At 69.5% G+C, this 20,163-nt stretch carries 22 protein-coding genes, 1 tRNA gene, 1 rRNA gene and 1 pseudogene; 9 read left to right on the top strand and 16 right to left on the bottom strand.

The genetic code is table 11. From position 1 onward, the window contains the following. The first annotated feature begins 1,038 nt into the window (after positions 1-1,038). Positions 1,039-1,875 (top strand): class I SAM-dependent methyltransferase, encoded by an 837-nt coding sequence (locus tag ACGFH9_RS30110; protein ID WP_393226043.1) that lies wholly within the window; start codon positions 1,039-1,041, stop codon positions 1,873-1,875. A gap of 74 nt (positions 1,876-1,949) precedes the next feature. Then, positions 1,950-2,099, top strand: a pseudogene (locus ACGFH9_RS30115) (DUF397 domain-containing protein); the annotation flags it as partial. A 154-nt stretch (positions 2,100-2,253) separates the two neighbouring features. On the opposite strand, the gene ACGFH9_RS30120 reads toward ACGFH9_RS30115, so the two are convergent. The 6 genes from ACGFH9_RS30120 to ACGFH9_RS30145 all read right to left on the bottom strand — a co-directional run bounded on the left by ACGFH9_RS30120 (position 2,254) and on the right by ACGFH9_RS30145 (position 5,073). Next, the gene (locus ACGFH9_RS30120; RefSeq protein ID WP_393226046.1) at positions 2,254-2,481 is read right to left on the bottom strand and encodes a hypothetical protein; all 228 of its coding nucleotides are present in this window, start codon (positions 2,479-2,481) and stop codon (positions 2,254-2,256) included. A gap of 46 nt (positions 2,482-2,527) precedes the next feature. Continuing rightward, positions 2,528-2,893: a hypothetical protein gene (locus ACGFH9_RS30125; protein ID WP_355238774.1), complete on the bottom strand. Its 366-nt coding sequence runs from the start codon at positions 2,891-2,893 to the stop codon at positions 2,528-2,530. An 89-nt stretch (positions 2,894-2,982) separates the two neighbouring features. Then, positions 2,983-3,489: a hypothetical protein gene (locus ACGFH9_RS30130; protein WP_393226049.1), complete on the bottom strand. Its 507-nt coding sequence runs from the start codon at positions 3,487-3,489 to the stop codon at positions 2,983-2,985. 162 nt (positions 3,490-3,651) lie between these two features. Then, positions 3,652-3,984, bottom strand: a complete 333-nt coding sequence (locus tag ACGFH9_RS30135) for a hypothetical protein (protein WP_355238780.1) — start codon at positions 3,982-3,984, stop codon at positions 3,652-3,654. Next, positions 3,977-4,525: a hypothetical protein gene (locus ACGFH9_RS30140; RefSeq protein ID WP_393226052.1), complete on the bottom strand. Its 549-nt coding sequence runs from the start codon at positions 4,523-4,525 to the stop codon at positions 3,977-3,979. Before ACGFH9_RS30140 ends, ACGFH9_RS30135 begins: the two co-directional genes overlap by 8 nt. 8 nt (positions 4,526-4,533) lie before the next feature. After that, on the bottom strand, positions 4,534-5,073 hold the full coding sequence (locus tag ACGFH9_RS30145) for a MauE/DoxX family redox-associated membrane protein (protein WP_393226055.1): 540 nt from the start codon (positions 5,071-5,073) through the stop codon (positions 4,534-4,536). A 218-nt stretch (positions 5,074-5,291) separates the two neighbouring features. Here ACGFH9_RS30145 and ACGFH9_RS30150 point away from each other — a divergent pair, with 218 nt between their 5' ends. Next, positions 5,292-5,846 carry a hypothetical protein gene (locus tag ACGFH9_RS30150; protein ID WP_393226058.1) on the top strand — a complete coding sequence of 185 codons (555 nt, stop codon included), beginning with the start codon at positions 5,292-5,294 and terminating at the stop codon, positions 5,844-5,846. Positions 5,847-5,938: 92 nt separating this feature from the next. Beyond that, positions 5,939-6,433, top strand: coding sequence for a hypothetical protein (locus ACGFH9_RS30155; RefSeq protein ID WP_393226085.1), 495 nt, complete (start codon positions 5,939-5,941; stop codon positions 6,431-6,433). A gap of 130 nt (positions 6,434-6,563) precedes the next feature. Here the strand turns inward: ACGFH9_RS30155 and ACGFH9_RS30160 are convergent. Beyond that, positions 6,564-6,650 (bottom strand) — tRNA-Ser (locus ACGFH9_RS30160). Positions 6,651-6,725: 75 nt separating this feature from the next. Between ACGFH9_RS30160 and deoD the strand changes: the two genes are divergently transcribed. Then, positions 6,726-7,433 carry a purine-nucleoside phosphorylase gene (gene deoD, locus ACGFH9_RS30165; protein ID WP_355238798.1) on the top strand — a complete coding sequence of 236 codons (708 nt, stop codon included), beginning with the start codon at positions 6,726-6,728 and terminating at the stop codon, positions 7,431-7,433. Positions 7,434-7,586: 153 nt separating this feature from the next. On the opposite strand, the gene ACGFH9_RS30170 is transcribed toward deoD, so the two are convergent. The 4 genes from ACGFH9_RS30170 to ACGFH9_RS30185 form a co-directional block, all read right to left on the bottom strand. After that, the gene (locus tag ACGFH9_RS30170; protein ID WP_393226088.1) at positions 7,587-8,138 is read right to left on the bottom strand and encodes a nucleoside deaminase; all 552 of its coding nucleotides are present in this window, start codon (positions 8,136-8,138) and stop codon (positions 7,587-7,589) included. Positions 8,139-8,169: 31 nt separating this feature from the next. Next, on the bottom strand, positions 8,170-8,697 hold the full coding sequence (locus ACGFH9_RS30175; protein ID WP_393226062.1) for a tRNA adenosine deaminase-associated protein: 528 nt from the start codon (positions 8,695-8,697) through the stop codon (positions 8,170-8,172). Positions 8,698-8,814: 117 nt separating this feature from the next. Then, positions 8,815-8,982 (bottom strand): hypothetical protein, encoded by a 168-nt coding sequence (locus tag ACGFH9_RS30180; RefSeq protein ID WP_167362451.1) that lies wholly within the window; start codon positions 8,980-8,982, stop codon positions 8,815-8,817. Positions 8,983-9,093: 111 nt separating this feature from the next. Continuing rightward, positions 9,094-9,483 carry a hypothetical protein gene (locus tag ACGFH9_RS30185; RefSeq protein WP_393226064.1) on the bottom strand — a complete coding sequence of 130 codons (390 nt, stop codon included), beginning with the start codon at positions 9,481-9,483 and terminating at the stop codon, positions 9,094-9,096. A gap of 61 nt (positions 9,484-9,544) precedes the next feature. Between ACGFH9_RS30185 and ACGFH9_RS30190 the strand changes: the two genes are divergently transcribed. After that, entirely contained in the window at positions 9,545-10,312 is a 768-nt protein-coding gene (locus tag ACGFH9_RS30190; RefSeq protein WP_355238805.1) for a peptidoglycan DD-metalloendopeptidase family protein, read from the top strand. Between the two features lies 1 nt (position 10,313). Further along, on the top strand, positions 10,314-11,384 hold the full coding sequence (locus ACGFH9_RS30195; RefSeq protein ID WP_393226068.1) for a PHP domain-containing protein: 1,071 nt from the start codon (positions 10,314-10,316) through the stop codon (positions 11,382-11,384). Positions 11,385-11,418: 34 nt separating this feature from the next. On the opposite strand, the gene ACGFH9_RS30200 is transcribed toward ACGFH9_RS30195, so the two are convergent. Then, positions 11,419-12,399, bottom strand: coding sequence for a DMT family transporter (locus tag ACGFH9_RS30200; protein ID WP_393226071.1), 981 nt, complete (start codon positions 12,397-12,399; stop codon positions 11,419-11,421). A gap of 107 nt (positions 12,400-12,506) precedes the next feature. On the opposite strand from ACGFH9_RS30200, the gene ACGFH9_RS30205 reads away from it, so the two are divergent. After that, a complete protein-coding gene (locus tag ACGFH9_RS30205; RefSeq protein ID WP_393226074.1) occupies positions 12,507-14,177 on the top strand; it encodes a DUF885 domain-containing protein in 1,671 nt (556 codons plus the stop codon). Between the two features lie 69 nt (positions 14,178-14,246). Here the strand turns inward: ACGFH9_RS30205 and ACGFH9_RS30210 are convergent, their stop codons facing one another. From ACGFH9_RS30210 to nudC, 3 genes are all read right to left on the bottom strand, one after another. Beyond that, positions 14,247-15,734 (bottom strand): DUF6114 domain-containing protein, encoded by a 1,488-nt coding sequence (locus ACGFH9_RS30210; protein WP_393226077.1) that lies wholly within the window; start codon positions 15,732-15,734, stop codon positions 14,247-14,249. 80 nt (positions 15,735-15,814) lie between these two features. Then, complete coding sequence (locus ACGFH9_RS30215; RefSeq protein WP_393226091.1) at positions 15,815-16,366, bottom strand: DUF6230 family protein; 552 nt, start codon at positions 16,364-16,366, stop codon at positions 15,815-15,817. A 439-nt stretch (positions 16,367-16,805) separates the two neighbouring features. Next, on the bottom strand, positions 16,806-17,726 hold the full coding sequence (gene nudC / locus ACGFH9_RS30220) for an NAD(+) diphosphatase (protein WP_393226080.1): 921 nt from the start codon (positions 17,724-17,726) through the stop codon (positions 16,806-16,808). Between the two features lie 178 nt (positions 17,727-17,904). On the opposite strand from nudC, the gene ACGFH9_RS30225 reads away from it, so the two are divergent. Beyond that, positions 17,905-19,728: a VanW family protein gene (locus ACGFH9_RS30225; protein WP_393226083.1), complete on the top strand. Its 1,824-nt coding sequence runs from the start codon at positions 17,905-17,907 to the stop codon at positions 19,726-19,728. A 347-nt stretch (positions 19,729-20,075) separates the two neighbouring features. Here the strand turns inward: ACGFH9_RS30225 and rrf are convergent. Continuing rightward, positions 20,076-20,163, bottom strand: a 5S ribosomal RNA gene (gene rrf / locus ACGFH9_RS30230); the annotation flags it as partial.

Below are 20,163 nucleotides of genomic sequence, written 5' to 3' on the forward strand. Positions count from 1 at the left end.
CCGGATCGGAGCCGCCCCCTCCATTGAGCGTGATGCCTGTGGGTCATCAAGATGACTCACAGGCATCACTCTCATCGTGGTGTCCGCCGTCCGCCGTCCGCCCCTCGGCTCGACCGAGGACCTTGACACACGGCCTAGGCTGCGTGAGCTCGGCGACCGACCGACAATCAAGGTTGTCGCTATGGCGGTATCAACGAGCAAGAGCTCAGATCGTCGACAGGACGCAACGATGACGCAGAACACTGCAACCCTTCTGGCGGCGTGCATCGCAGCGGCTGCCGCAGCGCTGACGCTCGTCTCGAATCTCCTGGGAGCGAGACGCGCCGAAATGAGAGCTGTACATCGGTCGTATCTGACGCCGCTGCTGCCCGACCTCGGCGAGGGAATCCACTCGTGCGTCGCGACTGCGAATATCCTTCGCAGGCGCGCGGTTGAGGGCGGAACGCGGCAGACATGGATAGAGCGCGGTGCCGAAGGAGCAAAGAAGATAAAGGCGGCGCGGCCCAAGTTGCGATACGTGCTGCATGGCTTGGACGAACCGCTTCGCACGTTGTCTCGAGCGCCTGAATGGGTAGCCACTTATCGCAATGTTCCCGGCACCAATGTTGACGAGCTGTTAAAGGCATTCTCAGATTTGGCGGATTACGTTCATAAGGTGATTAGGCGGTCATATAGACGAGGGCTACCGCCAACATTCTGGCAGCGATGGAGCCTGAGCCGCCGAACCTCGACAGTTCGCATGCTGTGGGAGGCCCGCTTCGAGGGAGTGGCTGGCAGCAAACATCAATAGCTATCCAGCCCGCGAATCACGGTGCAGCGGCTCGCTCCGGCGAGATGAAGGCCTGCCCTGCGTGGCGCCTTCCGCGACTTCGCGCTCGTACTCTCGCACCCAGGACCGGAGCGGGCAGGCTGGAAAGCGTGTCGGGTTTACACCCTCACGAGTTCGAATCTCGTATCCTCCGCTCGCGGAGCATGATCGACGCCCGGCAGACCGATAACAGGTCGGCCGGGCGTCGTCGTTGTGGTGTCATCGATGCCGTGGCCGATTCGACCTGGCAGTGGGACGAGACCTTGTACGCCGGCAGCGCCCGGCACTACAGCGTCGGCCGGTGGCCGTACCCACCCGCAACCGCAGAGGTCATCGGCACCGCACTCGACCTGGACGGCACCGGCCGACTCCTCGACGTGGGCTGCGGTCCCGGGTCGTTGACGTTGCTGCTCGCGCCCCTGTTCGAGACGGCGGTCGGGGTCGACGCCGACCGGGACATGCTCACCGAGGCACAGCGCCGGGCCGGCGAGGTCGGGGTCACGAACGTCGAGTGGCGGCACCTGCGGGCCGAGGAACTGCCGGCCGACCTGGGTACGTTCCGGGTGGTCACCTTCGCGCAGTCGTACCACTGGATGGATCGACCGTTGGTGGCCCGGCGGGTCCGCGACATGCTCGCGCCCGACGGGGCGTGGGTCCACGTCGGCGCGAACACGCACCAGGGCGTGGCCGGTAACGACGATTCGCCGTACCCGCGACCGCCCTGGGCGGGGATCGACGAGCTGGTCGCGCGCTATCTGGGGCCGGTTCGCCGGGCCGGTCAGGGGACGCTGCCCTCCGGCACCCCCAGTGGCGAGGGAGAGATCATGCTCGCGGCGGGCTTCTCCGGCCCCACCCGACTGACCGTCGAGCAGGGCACGGTCCTGGAACGGTCGGTGGACGAGGTCGTCGCGGCGGTGTTCTCCCTGTCCAGCTCGGCGCCACACCTGTTCGGCGATCGACTCCCGGCGTTCGAGGCGGACCTGCGCGGGTTGTTGTCGGCAGCGGCACGGCGCGGTCTCTTCGCCGAGCGGCCACGCGACATCGACATCGTGATCTGGCGACCCTGACGACCGCCTCGCGTCGCCGGCTATCTGGACAACCAACTCCAGGGACAAGTGGCTAGCGACCCGGACGACATCGCGGCCATGATGGCGGCAACTGTGTCGAGGTCGCCGACAACCTGCCCGGCGTGATTGGCGTACGGGATTCGAAGGACCCCACCGGTCCGGCGCTCGCCTTCGCGCCGGCGGCCTGGCGGGCGTTCGTGACCCAGCTCGCCCGACACGCCTGACCGGACTGCACACAGACGAGATCTTGGAAAGTTTCCGTTAGCGGCGAACGGAAACTGTCCAAGATCTCGGATTTCCGGCACACGTCGCTGCCCCTGGGCGCTCCTCGTCGTCGCTTCCCCTGCGCCGGGCAGGGGAAGCGACGAAAGACGGGGATCAGCGTCGCTGCATGCCGAACTGCGGCAGGGACTCCATCCGCAGCGGCTCGCGGACGTACAGCTTGCCGTCCGTGTCCACGCTGACCTCCATGGGCTCGGCGGAGAGAATGTCCGCGCCCGCGCGCTCGAACACCGCCTTCGAATCCACGACGACGTCGGCGCTGTCGTGGACGGCGAAGAGGTGGGTGGGGAGCCCGGAGCGGGACATGCGAGCGTAGATCTCCACTCGCTTGCCACCAGCAGGACTGTCTGTGATCTTGACATAGCCTCGATCAGTGGGCGGTTGGGACACGATGCTTCTCCTTGTCACCGTTGGCAGCCGGACGCTGCCCGTCCTGCCAATCCGATAGTGGCGAAGGCCTTCCCTTCGCCGAACCGAACAGCACGCTGAGCCAGTCGCCGTCGAAGCCGAAGACTCCGCAGGAGGTTTGGATACCTCGGGTTCCCGGCACCCGGACCGCCCGGACGTGCTCCTTGACCTCTCCCATGTCGTACAAGGCGTGCAGGTCCGACCAGAGAGAGATGCTCTGCACTACGCGATCACGCCAGTTGAGAATCAGGTGTACGCCGAGAAAGCCGTCGGCCTTGGCGTACACGTTGCGCTTCAACTGGCGGTGGAGCCTCCAGATCAGCAGCATGTTGGGAAAGGTGCGGCAGGCGAAGGCCGTGACGACCACAGCCCCGCCCGGCTTTTCCGGAGGGCGATACCTTCCATGAGTTCGATCAGTCACTGCCACCCCATCGCCAGGTAGAGAGCCAGTCCGACCGCGACCAGGCCGGACGTGAACCGCGCCGGCCGGATCAGGTTGCCGTTGATGCGATCGAAGAACCGCGGATGGGTCAGCACCAGTCCGCGGCGGTGGAGCGTCAGAAGGGCGACGCCGATACCGAAGAGGGCGTTCGTCACGAACACCGCCACCGCCACCGCTGCCGGGGGCTGGGTGAGGACGACTCCCGCCAGCCCGATCCAGATAAGGGACGTCGTCTTCTGGGTGGTGACGTACAACCCCAGGTCGTACGCCCAGACGAGACCCAACTGACGGGGCCCCAACTGACCGGCGAACCGCTGCGGCACCTGCCGCCAGACGTGGGGAGTCCGGTTGAGGAAGTCAGCGACGCCGAAGAACACCAGCAGGACGAGCAGCGCCACCAGCCGAACCGCCTCCGGCAACAGGAGGCTGAGAAATGACAGCGCCGCCAGGGCGAGAGCGACAGTCACAGCGGAGGCGATCATCCCCACGGCGAAACCCCAGAGGAATCTGCGTCCGCTCCTCCGATCGCTGTTCATCATCGGGTTGGAGACCCCAACCATGGAGCGGCCTCAAGGGCTGAGCAGTTGCAACAGGGCACCCGCCCCCGCGAGCAACACCCAGATGGCCATCGTCGAATCCCGGCCTCAGGCCGACCGGGAGCTGTCGCAGTAGTACGCCGACTTGACATTGGCGGTGCCGCTGGAGTTCTTGACCTCGCAGCATCCGCAGGTCCGGGTCGAGGTCGAGCAGTACCACGTGTAGTACCGGGGGCTGTTGATGCAGGTGCTGTACGAGACGGACGGAACGAAGGACAGGTGGCAACACCCGATGTTGTAGGTCGCGCTCGCCCGCTCCGGTGAGCCGAAGAGGACCGCCGAGGTAGCGAGGGCGCTGGCCCCGATGGTGCCCAGGAAACGCCTCCTGGGCCCACTCGCCCGTTTCGGATCGTGCTGTTCGTGACCACTGTGCTTACGCATGTGAATCCTCTCTGTCTCGCTCGACCGGACGGTCGAGAAGCTCGTTCAACGCGGCGGCGGAGCTGAACGTGTGCGCGGTGACCAGCGCGCCACGGTTGAAGACCAGAACGCTGGGACTGATGTCGACCCCGAAGTTCTTGGTCAGCCATTCGCCGCCCACGTCGATCGAATGCGGAAATTCGCTGATCACCGAGCTCTCCGCGACGAACTGCTGCCCGTCGGCCAACGACGGTGCCGGGACGATGACCGCGACATCGGGCGGAAGGGAGAGTTGTCCGGTGGCGCCGGCGGCGATGCGTCGGCAACTGCTGCAACTGGTGCTCAGCACCACCAACGCCGCGAATTCGCGGGTGGCGAGATGGGTGATGTCGTCTGGCCAGATCTGCGGTGCCGTGCCGAGAGCGGCGTTGTCGATGGGTGTGGCCACGTCGACCACGTCTTCCTGCGGGACCCTGGAGGACAGCTCGCCCATCATCGCGAACAGCCCGACGACCGCAACAGTGAGAACGAACAGGGCAATCGACAAGGTCAGCTCGAACATCGGCTCTCCTACTGGGGGAAGGGCTGAAGGTGCCGTCGCAGCGGCTGGACGAGGTTGGCCCGCCAGCGGATCAGGTTCGCCACCAGGGCACCGATACAGGCCGCCACGATCAGGGCCGCGTTGTCGGCACGGGTGTCGGTCTGCCCGTACGCCAGCAGCACCGATACCGCGAGCAGCACCGTGCCGAACAACAACTGCCGCATTCCGAGCGGGCGACCCTGACTGCCGCCGAAGCACCCACAGGCCATGGTGACGCGGCGCAGGCGGGCCATCAACGCGAAGGCGGCGATCCCGGCACCGAGGAGCGCGGAGAGGACCAGGCCGTACGCGTCGTCCGGCAGACCGACGAGGAGTAAGGCCGTCACGATCTCGCCGAAGGCAATCGCCCGGGCGGAGTGGTCCGTCCAAATACTGTGGCTGTCGTCGATGCGAAGAGTGGCGCGCAGCGTACGTGAGAACTGCTGCGGGGCAAACAATTTGGCACCGCCCGCGTGCAGAAAGAGCGCTGCCACCAGAATTCGAACGCCTAAGACCGCCGCTTCACTCATGGAGCGCCCCCGAAACATCGGTGCAGCTGCACGGGGATACGGACGGCAAGGGTGCCAGCACTATAAGTACATCCCCGTGTTCCAGCGATACTTCCGCATGTGTCGATCTCTCGTCAAGGGCCGGCCGCCTGGCGGGTACGCTTCGAAGATCGACGTCGGCGCAGCCAGAACCGTCGTACACATGTCCTATCCACAGGTTGTGGACGGCGGAGGGTCCGATGGGTTACCAGCTCAGCGCCGTCGTCGCGGATGCCGACCTGCTCCGCGAGCAGACCGCCGGGCTGGACCACGCGGTCCTCGGCGAACTCCGCCAGGACTTCGCGCTACTGCCGGTCACCCCGCAGTTGGTGGTGGAACTGACCGGGTCGCTGCCGGACTTCGCGGCGGACGATCCCAGCGCCGAGCAACCGTTCGGGCTGGTGTTGTCGCCGCCGCTGGCCGACCTGCTGGCCCACTGGTCGCGGTCGGGGCCTCTGGCGTACCTGGAGGCGGAGTTCGGCGCAGGCGTCGGCCGCCAGGCGGCGGCGGTGTGGCTGGGCGGCGCGCTGTCCTGGGGTCCGCGCTTCGACGATGTCCTCGACGCGCCTCGCACGGAGTGGCCGATCAACGAGGCGCTGCTTCGACTCGGCGTCGAGCGGGGCGCGTGGATCGATCCGTTCGCCGAGGTCGGGTTGCATCTGGAGCGCAACACCGAGGGCTGGCTGGCCCACGGGCGGCGTCGACTCAGCGCCGACTACTGGGACGAGCTGGTCGAACAGTGGGAAAAGCAGTAATCCGTCGTCGGGCAGCAACCTGAGCGGCCCCGTTCCGTTGGGGACTGGGGGATTCCATGAAATTGCGACAATTCGCGTTCATTGCCATGCTGCTGACTGCTGCCTCGATCGCGGGCAGCGGCGCGCCGTCGCCCGGCCCGATGCCGGCGCACCGGCCCGTCGGCAACGTCGAGGTCATCGACCTCAACGGTCTGCGCAACATCGAGTTCGGCGACACCGAGGCCGAGCTGACCCGCCGGGGCATCCTGCGTACCGACCTGGACGCCTGCGGACCGGTGCTCGCCGGCCACGACACGGTCAGCCCCGTCTTCGTCGAGGACAAACTGGTGCTGCTGTGGGTCGGTGACCCGATGCGGACACCGGAGGGGATAACGGTCGGCTCGCCCGTCGAGGACGTCTGGGCCCGCTACCCATCGGTGACCCGACTGCCCGCACCACAGGGGACGCATCGGCTCGACGGGCTCCTCGCCCGCAGCGACGACCGCGCGTACCTGTTCCTGCACGACGGGCGCACGGTCCGAAAAACGATCGCGGGGTACGCCGACTGGGCGCGCCGCCTCTTCAACGAGGGCGCCGGCCCCTGCTGAGGCGGTTCGCGTCCACGGTGAAGGTCAGGCGGGATCGACGTGCGCCGGCTGCCGCGGCGAAACGCAGCTCTGACGCAGGAACGCCCGGCCGATCCGCAAGGATCGACCGGGCGTTCTCGCATCTCACGAGCGGTGGCGGCGGGATTTGAACCCGCGGAGGGCGTAAACCCTCACACGCTTTCGAGGCGTGCTCCTTAGGCCACTCGGACACGCCACCGCCGACGAGGTTACAGGACCACCGGTTCGGACGCCGAACCGGTACCGCCCGAGCCGGCCTGGCAGGATCTTTGCCATGAGTACGCACATCGGCGCGAAGCCGGGCGAGATCGCCGAGCGGGTCCTGATGCCGGGCGACCCCCTGCGGGCCAAGTGGATCGCGGAGACCTACCTCGAGGGCGCGACCTGCTACTCGACGGTTCGGGGCATGCTGGGCTTCACCGGCCGTTGGAACGGTGTCGAGGTTTCCGTCCAGGGCTCCGGCATGGGCATGCCGTCGGCCTCCATCTACGCCCACGAACTGATCAACGAGTACGGCGTGAAGACGCTGATCCGGGTCGGTTCCTGCGGCGCCCTCAGCACGGACCTGCAACTGCGCGACGTGGTCGCGGCGATCGGGTCGTCGACCGATTCGAACATGAACCGGATGCGCTTCGACGGGCTGATCGACTACGCACCGGTGGCCGACTTCGGGCTGCTGCGTACCTCGGTCGAGGTGGCCGAGCGGCGCGGCATCACGATGCACGTCGGACCGATCCTGGCGGCGGACGCCTTCTACACCGACCGGCCGGACCTCTACGACAGGCTCGCCGACTACGGGGTGCTGGCGGTGGAGATGGAGTCGGCGGCGCTTTACACGATCGCGGCCCGGTTCAAGGCACGGGCGCTGACCGTGCTGACCGTCAGCGACCACATCAAGACCGGCGAGAAGACCACGTCGGAGGAGCGGGAGCAGACCTTCAGCCAGATGGTCGAGATCGCCCTCGACACGATCATCGCCTGATCCGTCCCGGCGGGGCGGTGTCACCGCCGAGAGCGGTATGACTCAGAGGCATAAATACGGCACTGAGTCATACCGCTTCTCCGCATCACGTCAGGCACGAAGCGCGCGGCCCGAGGCACGAGCCGCGCGGCCCAAGGCACGAGCCGCGCGGCCTCAGCGGAAGAAGGCGCGCAGGACGGCGGCGGTCTCGGCCTCCAGCACACCGCCGTACACCTCGGGACGGTGGTTGAGCCGACGGTCGCGCAGCACGTCCCAGAGCGAGCCGGCCGCGCCCGTCTTGGGTTCCCACGCGCCGAAGACGACGGTGGAGACCCGGGCCAGCACCAGCGCGCCCGCGCACATCGTGCACGGTTCCAGCGTGACCACCAGGGTGCAGCCGTCCAGCCGCCACTCGCCGGTCCGCTCGGCTCCCCGACGCAGGGCCAGCACCTCGGCGTGGGCGGTGGGGTCGCCGGTCAGCTCCCGCTCGTTGCGACCGATCGCCAACTCGGTGCCGGCCGGGCCGTAGAGGACCGCGCCCACGGGAATGTCGTCGACGCCGCCGCTGGGAATCGCCGGATCGGTGACGGCGACCTCCAAGGCCCGGCGCATCCACAGCTCGTGCCGTTGCCGTCGCCCGATCTCGCCGGGGTCGGCCAAGCCCTCGTGGGCCCCCGGTCCGGCACGCCGCACCGCTCCGGGCGTCGGCTGCCCCGGCCGGATCATCTCCAGCGCGGGGTCGGTGGCATCGGCGGGCTCAGACCTCACGCAACTCCTCGACCTCGTCGGCGCAGCCGAGCACCTCGCAGATCTCGGCGGTGACGTCCGCCGGCAGCATTCCGTCGTGGCCGCAGCGCGTCAGCAGCTTCTGCGCGGAGATGCCCAGGTTGGCGAGCAGGTCGGCATCGCCCACCGGGTCGGCCTCCGGGTCGACGGCCGGCTGCTCGCTCTCCTCGTCGCCGCTCGTGGCGGGGCGCGGTTCGTCGTCGCCATCGAGCCCGGTCACGGACGTCTTCAGGTCACCGACCAGCAGTTGCCCAAGCCGGGACTCCTCGGCGTACGCCGAGTCCGACCCGAAGACCCGCAGGTCCTCACCCTCGTCGAGACGCAGGATCACCAGGTACGCGTCGTCGGCCTCGACGAACAGCAGCGACACGGCGGCTTCCTGGTCCACGTCGCGCAGCCGGTCGGCGACCTCGTCGATGTCGGTGGCGCCCCGCAGGTTGACCTCGGCGGCAGTCCAGCCACTGTCGTCACGCACCACGGCCGCAGCGAAGTACGACACGGTTCCCCCAAAAGCCCTCGGCACAGCGCCGACTCGTCAAGGGTGCACGTTAGCCGGTCGGGTCGGCAGGCGACCGGTCAACGCCCCGAGACGCCGGCCAAACATGACAAAGTCGAATCAGCCGACCACTCGACGGCGGGTGGCGATGAGTTGGCGTAGACGCTCGGTGCGCTGTCGCTGCGGCCGGCTGCGCTGGCGTACCGCCCGTGCGCCCGCCAACTCGGCGAGCAGTTGGAGGCGGCGGCGGTTGCGATCCGGGTCCTGCCGCGGGGTGGTCCAGGCCATAGTGCCGAGAGTGCCGACTCTCGGCGGCCACGTCAAGACGGCGTTCGCACCGCAGTCAACCGGGCACGCGGCGCAGTCGTCGGCGGCCGATCCGGGCCGATCGGAGCCCGCTCACCAGAGCGGCCAGTCGCCGCTCGTCGCCCAGCGCACCGCCACCACGGCGGCGGCGATGCTCCAGCCACCGGCGGTGACGATGGCGACTCCGGTGGCCACTCCACGATCGCCGTAACGGACCAGCACCAGTGCGGTCAGCCAGGCCAGCAGGCCGGCCACCGCCGTCCACCACCCGTAGCTGACCACGTCGGTGCCGAGGAGTCCGAACAGCAGAAGCCAGGCGGCCGCCGCTCCGCCGCCGGAGGCGACACCGCCGCCGGTGATCGGGTGCGGTTCGCGGTAGGTGGGTCTGGTCGGTGGTCCGGCCGGGAAGAGCCCCGACGGGGTACGCGACACCGGCCGCGTGGCGCCCGGCTCCGGGAAGGGGTCGGGTTGGGCGATGCTCACCGGCTGCCCTCCCTCACGCGCGTCGCTCGTACCCACGGTACCGGTCTGTCAGGATGACCGAATGCCCTCGCCGACGATCGGCCGCCGCGTGCGTCCGGCGTACCCGATCCTGTTGCTGCTCGCCCCGATGCTGGCCGCCGGCTGCGCGACGACCCGGCCCGGGGTGCCGCCGGACGGCGTCGCCGCGCCGTCGCCGTCGGCGGTCTGGGCGACCGGTGAGCAGCCGGCGGCCCCGACGGTCGCGCCGACCACGACCCGCCCGGCCAGCCCGACGCCGTCGCCGGCCAAGCCGTCGTCGAGCGCGCCCCGCGCCGGGGTCCGGCATGTCTTCCCGGTACGCGCCGGCAACGTGGACTACCACACGACGCACGGGGCGTACCCGGCGACGGACGTGTTCGCCAACTGCGGTGAGCCCTTCGTGGCGGTGACCGACGGCAAGGTGCTTGAGGTGAGTCGCGTCGACAGATACTCCAAGAGCGGGCCGCAGGGCCCGGACAACGGTGGACTGTCGGTGTCGCTGCTCGGCGACGACGGGGTGCGCTACTACGGCTCGCACCTGAGCGTCGTCTCATCCGGGGTCGACGCGGGGGTCCGGGTGCGAGCCGGCCAGCAGCTCGGCAAGGTGGGCCGGACCGGCAACGCCAACAACGTCTGTCACGTGCACTTCGGAATCTCGCCGCCGTGCGCGGGCAAGGACGGGTGGTGGATCCGGCGCGGGGTGATCTGGCCGGCGCGCTACCTCGACTCGTGGCGGCGCGACGGCAACCGGGAACCGGCCGCCGAGGTGACCACGTGGCAGCGCGAACACGGCTGCCCGAAGGCGCCCTGACGTGGGCGCCCGGGACCCCATCGCCGACCTGCGCCGGATCGCGTTCCTGCTGGAGCGGGCGAACGAGGCCACCTACCGGGTGCGGGCCTTCCGTTCGGCGGCCACGGCGCTGGCGGGCCTACCGGCGGCCGAGGTGGCCGAACGGGCCGGCAACGGCACGCTGACCGACCTCGCTGGCGTGGGGGACGTGACGGCCCGCTGCGTGGCGGAGTCTCTCGCCGGCGAGGAACCGGTCTATCTGCGCCGGCTGGTGGCGACCGAGGGCAGCGATCTGGATGCCGAGGCCACGGCGCTGCGCGCCGCCCTCAAGGGCGACTGCCACACCCACTCGGACTGGTCCGACGGCGGGTCGCCCATCGAGGAGATGGCGCTGGCCGCTGTGGAGTTGGGTCACGAGTACATGGTGCTGACCGACCACTCGCCCCGTCTCACGGTGGCACGGGGGCTGACCGCGGCGCGGCTGCGGCGTCAGCTCGACCACGTGGCGCAGGTCAACGCGGCACTGCCGGAGGGTTTCCGCATCCTCACCGGCATCGAGGTGGACATCCTCGCCGACGGCTCGCTCGACCAGGACGAGGAGTTGCTGGCGCGGCTGGACGTGGTGGTGGGCTCGGTGCACAGCGGCCTGAAGGACGATCGGGCGAAGATGACCCGTCGGATGCTCACGGCGGTCGCCAACCCGCACCTGGACATCCTCGGGCACGTCACCGGCCGGATGGTGTCGTCCCGCCCGGCGGGGGTGACCGGCCCGGGTGACAAGGGGCACCGGGCGCGTACCCGCGCGGAGAGCGACTTCGACGCGGACGCCGTCTTCGCCGCCTGCGCGGAGCACGACACCGCCGTCGAGATCAACTCACGGCCGGAGCGGCAGGACCCGCCGAAGCGGCTGATCCGCCGCGCCCTGGAGGCGGGTTGCCGCTTCGCGATCGACACGGACGCGCACGCCCCCGGCCAGCTCGACTGGCAGCGGTTCGGCTGCGAGCGGGCGGCGCTCTGCGGCGTCCCGGCCGAACGGGTGGTCAACACCTGGTCGGCCGAGCAACTGCTGGAGTGGACGCGCGACCGAGCCTGACCGACGCCCGGGCTGGTCAGGGGCGTGGGGCGGGTCAGTGACGGACGGGCTCGGCGGCCGGTGCCGCGGGCGCGCCGACACCGACGACCGGACGGGACGTCCGGCGGCCGAACACACCCTGTGCGACAGCGACGCCCAGCAGCACGATCAGCGCGCCGACCGGCTGGTGCCAGTTGAGCCGCTCGTCGAGCACCACAGCGCCGATCAACACCGCGAAGATCGGAATCAGGTACGTGACGGTGGACGCGGTGCTCGCGCCGGCCAACCTGATGTTGCGCATGTTGATGACGAAGGCGAGCCCGGTGCCGAGCGCCCCGAGGGCCAGGACGCTGAACACGACCTTCGCCGACAGCTCGGTGGGCAGCGGCGGCGCGCCCGCGACGAACGGGGTGACGATGGCGAGCTGCGCGGCCGCGAGCAGCAACTGCGCGGTGGAGAGGGACAGGCCGGAGTGCGTGCTCCCCGCGACGAACCGCTTCTGGTACGGGATGGCGACGCCGTAGCAGGCGGCCGCGCCGAAACACATCAGCTGCCCGACGAAGTGTGCTCCGCCGATGCCCTCCCAGACACCCAGCACGACGAGCACCCCGACGAATCCCAGTCCGAGACCGATCGCGCGGCGCACGGTCAACCGTTCGGTCCGGAACACCAGCACCGCGAGCGGCAGCACGATCAACGGCGTCGTGGCGTTCCAGATGCCGGCAAGCATCGACTCGACCCGCTGCTCGCCGTAACCGAAGAGGGTGAACGGCACGGCCACGCCGTACGCGGCGACGACGGCCAGGTGCGCCCACACCCGAGGCTCGCGGGGCAGCCGGTCGCGCAGCACCGCGAGGACGACCAGCAGGGTCAGCGCGCCGGCCGCGACGCGGTAGAAGGTCAGCTGCACGGGGTGTAGCTCGGCCACGCCGATCTTGATGAACAGGAAGCTCGAACCCCAGATGGCGGCGAGTGCGAAGAAACCCGGCAGCCAGGCACGCAGCGGGGCCCTGTCAGGAGCGATATCGGTTGTCACCCCTGACACATTGCCCGAGGGGTGCGACGAAGTCGCGGGACTTTCCGCTGCTTGGACACGACAAACGACGTCGACATCCGGGCCGGGTGATCACGTAGTGTCGCAGCGTGGGACGAATTGATGAAATCGCCAACCGCTACGTGGCCGAGTGGGCTCCGCTGAGCCCGACCGGCGCTACCTACGTCGGCATCGCCGGCCACGACGACCAGCTCGACGACCTCTCACCCGCCGGGTACGAGGCGCGCGCCGACCTGACCCGCCGGACGCTCACCGAGCTGGAGGCGGCCAAGTCGGACACCGAGGCGGAGCGGACCGCCAAGGAGGCCATGCAGGAACGGCTCGGTCTGGACCTTGCCCGCTACGAGGCCGGCGAGACGACGAGCGAAGTCAGCGTGATAACCAGCGGGCTGCACGAGATCCGCATGGTGTTCGACCTGATGCCGACCGCGACCGCCGACGAGCAGGCCAACATCGCCACCCGGCTCAACGGCCTGGCCGGCGCGCTGGAGGGCTACAAGACCACATTGCGCGAGGCGCTCGCCGACGGGCAGGTCAGCTCGAAGGTGCAGCTCGTCGAGGTGGCCAAGCAGTGCGACATCTGGACCGACCCGACCGGGGACAACTTCTTCCACGGCCTGGTCGAGCGGCTGGGCGCGGACGGAACCCTCGGCGCCGAGCTGCGCCGGGGCGCGTCGGCGGCGACCGCGGCGACCGCGGAGTTCGGCCAGTTCCTCCGGACCGAGTTGGCCCCGCACGGGCGGGACAAGCAGGCCGCCGGCCGGGAACGCTACGAACTCGCCTCGCAGTACTTCCTCGGCGCGAAGATCGACCTGGACGAGACGTACGCCTGGGGTTTCGCGGAGCTGGCCCGCCTGGAGTCGGAGATGCGGGTCGTGGCCGGGCGCATCGCGGGCTCGGGCGCGACGGTCGACGAGGCGGTGGCCACGCTCGACGCCGACCCGGCGCGGACCATCCAGGGCAAGGAGGCGTTCCGCGACTGGATGCAGGCGCTCGCCGACAAGGCCATCGCCGAGTTGCACGGCACCCACTTCGACATCCCCGAGCAGGTCCGCCGGATCGAGTGCTGCCTCGCGCCGACCAGCGACGGCGCCATCTACTACACCGGGCCGAGCGAGGACTTCTCGCGGCCGGGTCGGATGTGGTGGGCGGTGCCGCAGGGCATCACCGACTTCTCCACCTGGCGGGAGGTGACGACGGTCTACCACGAGGGCGTGCCGGGTCACCACCTCCAGGTGGCGCAGACGGCCGTCCGGGCCGACCTGCTCAACCGCTGGCAGCGGCTGCTCTGCTGGGTCTCCGGGCACGGCGAGGGCTGGGCCCTCTACGCGGAGCGGCTGATGGACGAGCTGGGTTACCTCCAGGACCCGGGCGACAAGCTGGGCATGCTCGACGGTCAGGCGATGCGCGCCGCACGGGTGATCGTCGACATCGGCATGCACCTGGAGCTGCAGATCCCCACGGACAATCCGTTCGGCTTCCACCCGGGCGAGCGATGGACGCCAGAGCTGGGCTGGGAGTTCATGCGGGCGCACTGCCGGGTGCCGGACGAGAACCTGCGCTTCGAGCTGAACCGCTACCTGGGCTGGCCGGGGCAGGCACCGTCGTACAAGGTGGGTGAGCGGATCTGGTTGCAGGCCCGCGAGGACGCCATGGCGCGCAAGGGCGCCGACTTCGACCTGCGGGAGTTCCACCGGCAGGCGTTGGACCTGGGCGCGCTGGGCCTCGACCCGCTGCGCAAGGCGCTGGCCCGGCTCTGACCGGTACGCGTCGCGTCGGTATTCAGCCCGTGGGCGGCGTCCGGGTCCGGACGTCGCCCCACGGTGCGATCACTGCAGCGTCTGCTTGAGGCTGGGTCGACCGGTCAACCTGTCGCAGGAGATGAAGGCCAGGTCGATCTGCGGATCGGTGAAGGTGAGCGGCAGCGGCGAGGTGACCGGGATGCCGTCCGGGAGAGGCAGGTCCGGGGTCAGGGTGACCTTGATGCCCAGGAGCCGGCCGACGAACCGGGTCGCGTAGAAGGTCACGTCACCGTCGATGGTGAGCTGGTCGGTCTCGCTCAACAGCGAGCCGCCCGAAGGCCCCGCGACCAGCAACGCGAAGTCGCTTGTCACGGCCTTGCTCATGGTGAACTTCAGCGCCCGCATCTCGCCGTTGGCAGTACGCAACGGCTCGGCCCCGCGAAACCGCAGGTTCGTCATCACCACCTTGGAGCCGGTCAGCTTCGCCGGAGTGGCGGCGACCTTGGGCATGTCCGGGTCCGCCGCCAGCTTCGGCAGCGGCTTACCGGGCTCGACGGGCGCCGGCTTGGTCGGCTTGGTGGGCTTCGGGCTGGCACAGGGGGCGTCGGGTGTCGCGGTTCGGGTGGAGCCGGGAGTGGCGCCGCCGCTACGGGTGGGACCGGCGCTCGGGCTGGCCGACTGGCCGGCTCGCGCGGCGCTGCTGGCGGGCTCGGGCGGGGCGGCGGATTCCGACTCGTCGTCGCCGCCGGTGAGCAGGTCACCGATGCCGTCGACAATTGTGGTCAGCAGATTTCCGTCCGACTTCTCCGACGTGGCGGTGGGGCTCGGACTCGGGCTCGGGCTGGCCGGCGAGGTGGCGGGCGTGCTGGGCCCGGCAGACGAGGTGGGGGTCGGGCAGGAAATCCCGGCCGCTCGCACCGGCGACGCCTCGTCGACAGTCGTCAGGCCTGCGCTGGCGAGGCTCATGAGCAGCAGCGTCACCACGTACGTCTTCGGATCGCGGACGACCGTCGACCTGGTCTGCGACGCCTCCGGCTCGACGACGGGCGGCATCTCCGTGGTGTCGCTCGCGCTCGCCTGCCGGGGCGGCAGGAGTTCGTCGGCGAGCGGCGGTTCGTCGACGGTCTCGCCATCTCCCGTCAGTTGGTCGCCCGGCTCCTCGTCGACAGGTGGCACCGCCGCGGACTTCTTGACCGGCACCCAGGCGAAGCCGAGCGCGCTGCCGACCATGCCCAGCACCATGCCGATGAAGAACCCGCCGAGGTTGACTCCGATCAGCGAGTAGACCGCGGTCACCGCGCCGACGATGGCATAGAAGATCCGCTGCGCGGGGCTGAGCCACATCAGGACGCCGCAGGTGACCAGGATGGTGGGGATCAACCAGGACAGGAAGCCGGTCGGTCCCATCTGCAGGGTCAGCCCGGCCAGGCTGACCTTGGTGGTGCCGAGGATCTCCACTCCGGCCAGGATGGTGAAGAGTCCGCCCCAGAATGGCCGGGACCGCCGCCAGCGGCGGAAACCACGCCAGGCCTGACCGAGACGGCCGGACTGCGCGCGATGAGTGGCGGTCGACACGTACGTCCTCCTGGGGTGAAAGGGGTGGGCAGGACCGAGGCTCGCGAGAGGCGCCCCTCGCGAGCCTCGGCGGCGTCAGCTCAGAAGCATTCCTTCGCCTCGGCGCCGACGTTGACCTTCAACTTGAGGCCGGTAAGCGTGAAGGTGCCGGCGGTGGTGTAGCGGGCAACCTGCTCAAGGCCCTTGATGTTCACGTGCGTGGCGTCCTGACCGAACGAGCCGGCCGGAGCCGGGCCGAGGTCACTGGCGTCCTTACCAATGTTGATGTTGGTGAACTCGGCGTCACCCTCGAGCGACTCCATCGCGATCAGCAGGTTCTTGGCGACGGCCTCCTTGCCGGGAGCGTCGCCGGCGTTGATGGTCAGCACGATCTTGGGCAGACCGGGCACGGAGGCATCCACCGACTGGCACAGCTTGGTCAGGTGAGCCTCGCCGATCTCCGACATGGCAACCGGGACGATCTTGCCGTCCTTGGTGGTCACCACGCCGCCGTACTGCTTGAAGCCGTCTCCGTCGAGCTCGGAGGCGGAGATCTTGAACGGCTTGCCGGCGACGGTGATGTTGGCGGCGATGGCACCGTTGGCCATACCGAAGACGATGCCGCCGGCAGCGACCGCAGCGGGAACCATCATGGCGGCGAAGCGACGCCAGCGGGTGCCACCCTGCGCCTGACGGGTTTCCGAATCCTTCACGGGTCCTCCTCGAACCGGGGGTCACCGATCGCAGTCGCGACTCGGGACTACGGGAAGCACGTGGCCGCTGCGGCCCGCTCCGGGGGATGGTCGGCGGATCGCGCAGTGTGCGGATTGGATGCTCTCGCGAAGCGACGTACCTCACAAGGGCACTGCTACTGGCCGGTAACTCCCGCTCCAGGTCAAGATCTTCGAACGTCACCGTCAGTCAGACCTGGACCGCTCCGACCCGGGCCACAAGCCATCGAAATCGGGAAGAATGCCCGCAAGATTTTCACCGCACGTAGTGGCGGCACAGCGTTGTTACATTTACGTAACGCCGGGCTGAAAAGCCACTGAAGATGATGCGTTACTCATCCGTACGGCTGAGCCGGCAACGTCACCGCGCCTCGGCAAGCCAATCGTCCAGCAGGCGGTGATCTATCGAGTCCACCCGACCGAGCCGGCGACCTGCCGCGACCCGCTCCCGCAATTCCTCGCGGGTGAACCAGCGCGCCTCCAGCAGCTCCACGCCGTCCACGCGAACCTCGTCGGAGGTCGCAGTGGCCCGGAAGCCCACCATCATCCCGGCGGGGAACGGCCACGCCTGCGACCCCTGGTAGGCCACGTCGGTGACGGCGATCCCGGCCTCCTCGGCCATCTCCCGGCGGACCGCGTCCTCCAGACTCTCGCCGACCTCGACGAAGCCCGCCAACGTCGAGTACGAGTCCTCGGCCGCGCCCGCGTGCCGAGCCAGCAGGCAGCGCTCCGGCGACCCGGGTGCCTCGACCAGCACGATGATCGCCGGTTCGATGCGGGGGAACAGCAGGCGACCACACTCCGCGCCGGAACACGTCCGCACGTGGCCGCCACCGCCGGCGACGGCCACCGCACCGCAGGTGCCGCAGTAACGCTGCTGCCGGTGCCAGTGCAACAACCCTCGCGCGTACGCCTGGGTCGCCGCGCCGGCCGGGTCGAGTCGCCCGACCAGCGCCCGCACGTCGACGGCCCGCGCTGCCCCCGACATCTCGACAGCGGTGGGCTCACCGAGCCCGGACAGGTCCACGGCGAACACCGCGACGTCTCCGTCGAGCCCCAGGAAGACGGTCTCGCCAGCGGCCGACCGCACCAGAGACGCGCGGTCGGCCGTCAACCGGACCGGACCGTCGCCGTCGACGAGGCAGCGGTCCCGCCACAGGGGCAGCACCACCGTCGTCGGGTCGGCCAGCAACTCGTCCAGTCGGGCCGGGTCGGTACGCAGCCCGGCCGCCCGGTCCAACGAACCGCCGCCGTACGCCAACACCCGCTCCGCAGCGTCCACCCCGCCACCGTGCCACGCTCGCCGCCCAACGCCGGCACCGACCCCGCTCTCCCGTGACTCGCCGGGCGACACGCGGTGGCGACACCGGGCGAGCGCAGACCGGTTGACGGCCGGGCATTGGTTACCGTGGTGTCTTCGGGAGTAGGGACCCCCGCGGCACCTGGCGATCGAGGTTGCAGTGACGCTGTACGGCGACAAACGTCCACCCGCCGACGACCGACCCACCGTGCAGGTCACGGCGGTCACCTGGCCGGACGACGAGCCGGAGGCGGTCACACCGGCCACGGCCACGAGCGAGCCGGACAACGGCGGCCGCCGTCCGCACCGCGCACGGATGCTGATCGGCGCGAGCATCACCGGCGGCGTGCTCGCCGCCGTGGCGGGCGCTGGCGCCTGGGCGTACGCCGGGGACGTGCCCCGGGGCACCAACGTACTCGGCGCCGAGCTGGGTGGCAGAAGCCGCAGCGCGGCCGACCGGGAGTTGCGAGCGGAGCTGGATCGGCGGGCGGCGGCCCTCGCCGCGCCCCTGCGGATCACGGTCGGGGAGCGCACCGCCGAGATCGAACCCGCCGACGTGGGGCTCGCGGTCGACGTGGCGGCCACCGTGGCGGCAGCAGCCGAGGCCGAGGCGCATCCGGTCAGTCGGCTGGTCGGCTCCCGCACCGTCGATCCGGTGGTCACCATCGACGCGGACCGTCTGGACGCGGCGCTGCGCACGGTACTCGGCGACCAGGTCCGTCCGATGACGATGCCGGCCATCACCTACAAGGGCATTACCCCCAAGGTGGTACGCCCCAAGCCGGGCCTCGCGTTCGACCCGGAGCGTTCGGCCGACGCCGTCCGGACCGGCTGGCTCGCCGGTACTCCGGTCACCGTGCCGCTGGTGGCGAGCGCGCCGGCGACCACCGTCGAAGAGCTGGACCGGCTGGTCGCCGAACTGGCCAAGCCCGCCGTGTCCGCACCGGTGACCCTGCGCACCGACCGGGGCTCGGTGCAGGTGCCGCCGGCCGCCATCGCGAAGAGCCTCCGGTTCAACGCCGACAAGGCCGGCAAGCTCACCCCGGCCGTCGACGTCAAGCGCCTCCGGGCAGTCCTCGGTGGCGATCTGAACGCGATCGAGGTGCCGCCTAAGGACGCGACGATGACGATCGCCGGCGGCCGTCCCAGGGTCGTCGACGGGCGGCCCGGCCAGCAGCTCGACACGGCCACCCTGGAACGGGAACTGTTGGCGGTGCTGCCCAGGACCGACAGACGAGAGGTGGCCGGAGGCCTGGAGACGACGCCGCCGGAGGTGACCGCGGAGAAGCTGGCAGGTCTGGGCATCAAGGAGCGGGTCTCCACCTTCACCACACGGTTCACCGGCGGGATGGCGTCACCGCGCAGCCAGAACATCGCCACCGTCGCCAAGAAGGTGGACGGTACGGTCGTGCTGCCGGGCAGGACGTTCTCGTTGAACGGGCACACCGGCGAGCGCGGCTACGCGCAGGGCTACCGGGACGCGCCGGTCATCCTGGACGGCAAGCTGGTGCCGGGCGTCGGGGGCGGCACCTCACAGTTCACGACGACGCTCTTCAACGCCGCCTACTACGCGGGCCTGGAGGACGTCGAGCACAAGCCGCACTCGTACTGGTTCGACAGGTACCCGGCCGTCATCGAGGCGACCATCTTCTGGCCGAGCCTGGACTTGAAGTTCCGCAACAACACCGAGTACGGCCTGCTCATCGACACGTCGTACACGTCGAGTTCGGTGACCGTCGCCATCTGGAGCACGAAGATCTACGACAGCGTGAAGACGGAGTACGGCCCGCGCCGCAACACCACCACACCGAAGCGCATCCACCTCGAACCCGGTCCGAAGTGCATACCCAGCAACGGCATCAACGGCTTCACCCAGGACGCCTTCCGGGTCATCAAGAAGGGCGGCGCGGTGGTCAAGCGGGAGAAGTTCACCTGGCGCTATGACGCTGAGCCCCGCTTCGTCTGCGGTCCCGAGCTGCCCTGAGCGCGCTCGTCGGTGTCGTCGGCCGACGGCCTGGGCGTCATTCGCTCCTCCTGCACACGGATCTCGGTCCGGTACCGGGTCGCCGCGGGATGCCACATCTCCTCGAACGGCCCCACGACCTCGCCCCCCGACACCGCGACGGCGGCCACGAATCCCCACCCACCCCCACCCCACCCCCACCCCCTCAGGGTTGATCATGAAGTTATTGCCATTGCTGTCGGCGTGTCGCGGCAATAACTTCATGATCAGCGGGGGTGGGGTGGGGGTGGGGTGGTGTGTGGGGGGGGGTAGATATGGATATGCAGATAGGGCCACCCCTGTTCAGGGGTGGCCCTATCTGGAAGATTGTCCGGCGGTGTCCTACTCTCCCACACCCTCACGAGTGCAGTACCATCGGCGCTGGAGGGCTTAGCTTCCGGGTTCGGAATGTGACCG

The sequence above is a fragment of the Micromonospora sp. NPDC049102 genome (genome assembly GCF_043197485.1).
Classification (GTDB): domain Bacteria; phylum Actinomycetota; class Actinomycetes; order Mycobacteriales; family Micromonosporaceae; genus Micromonospora.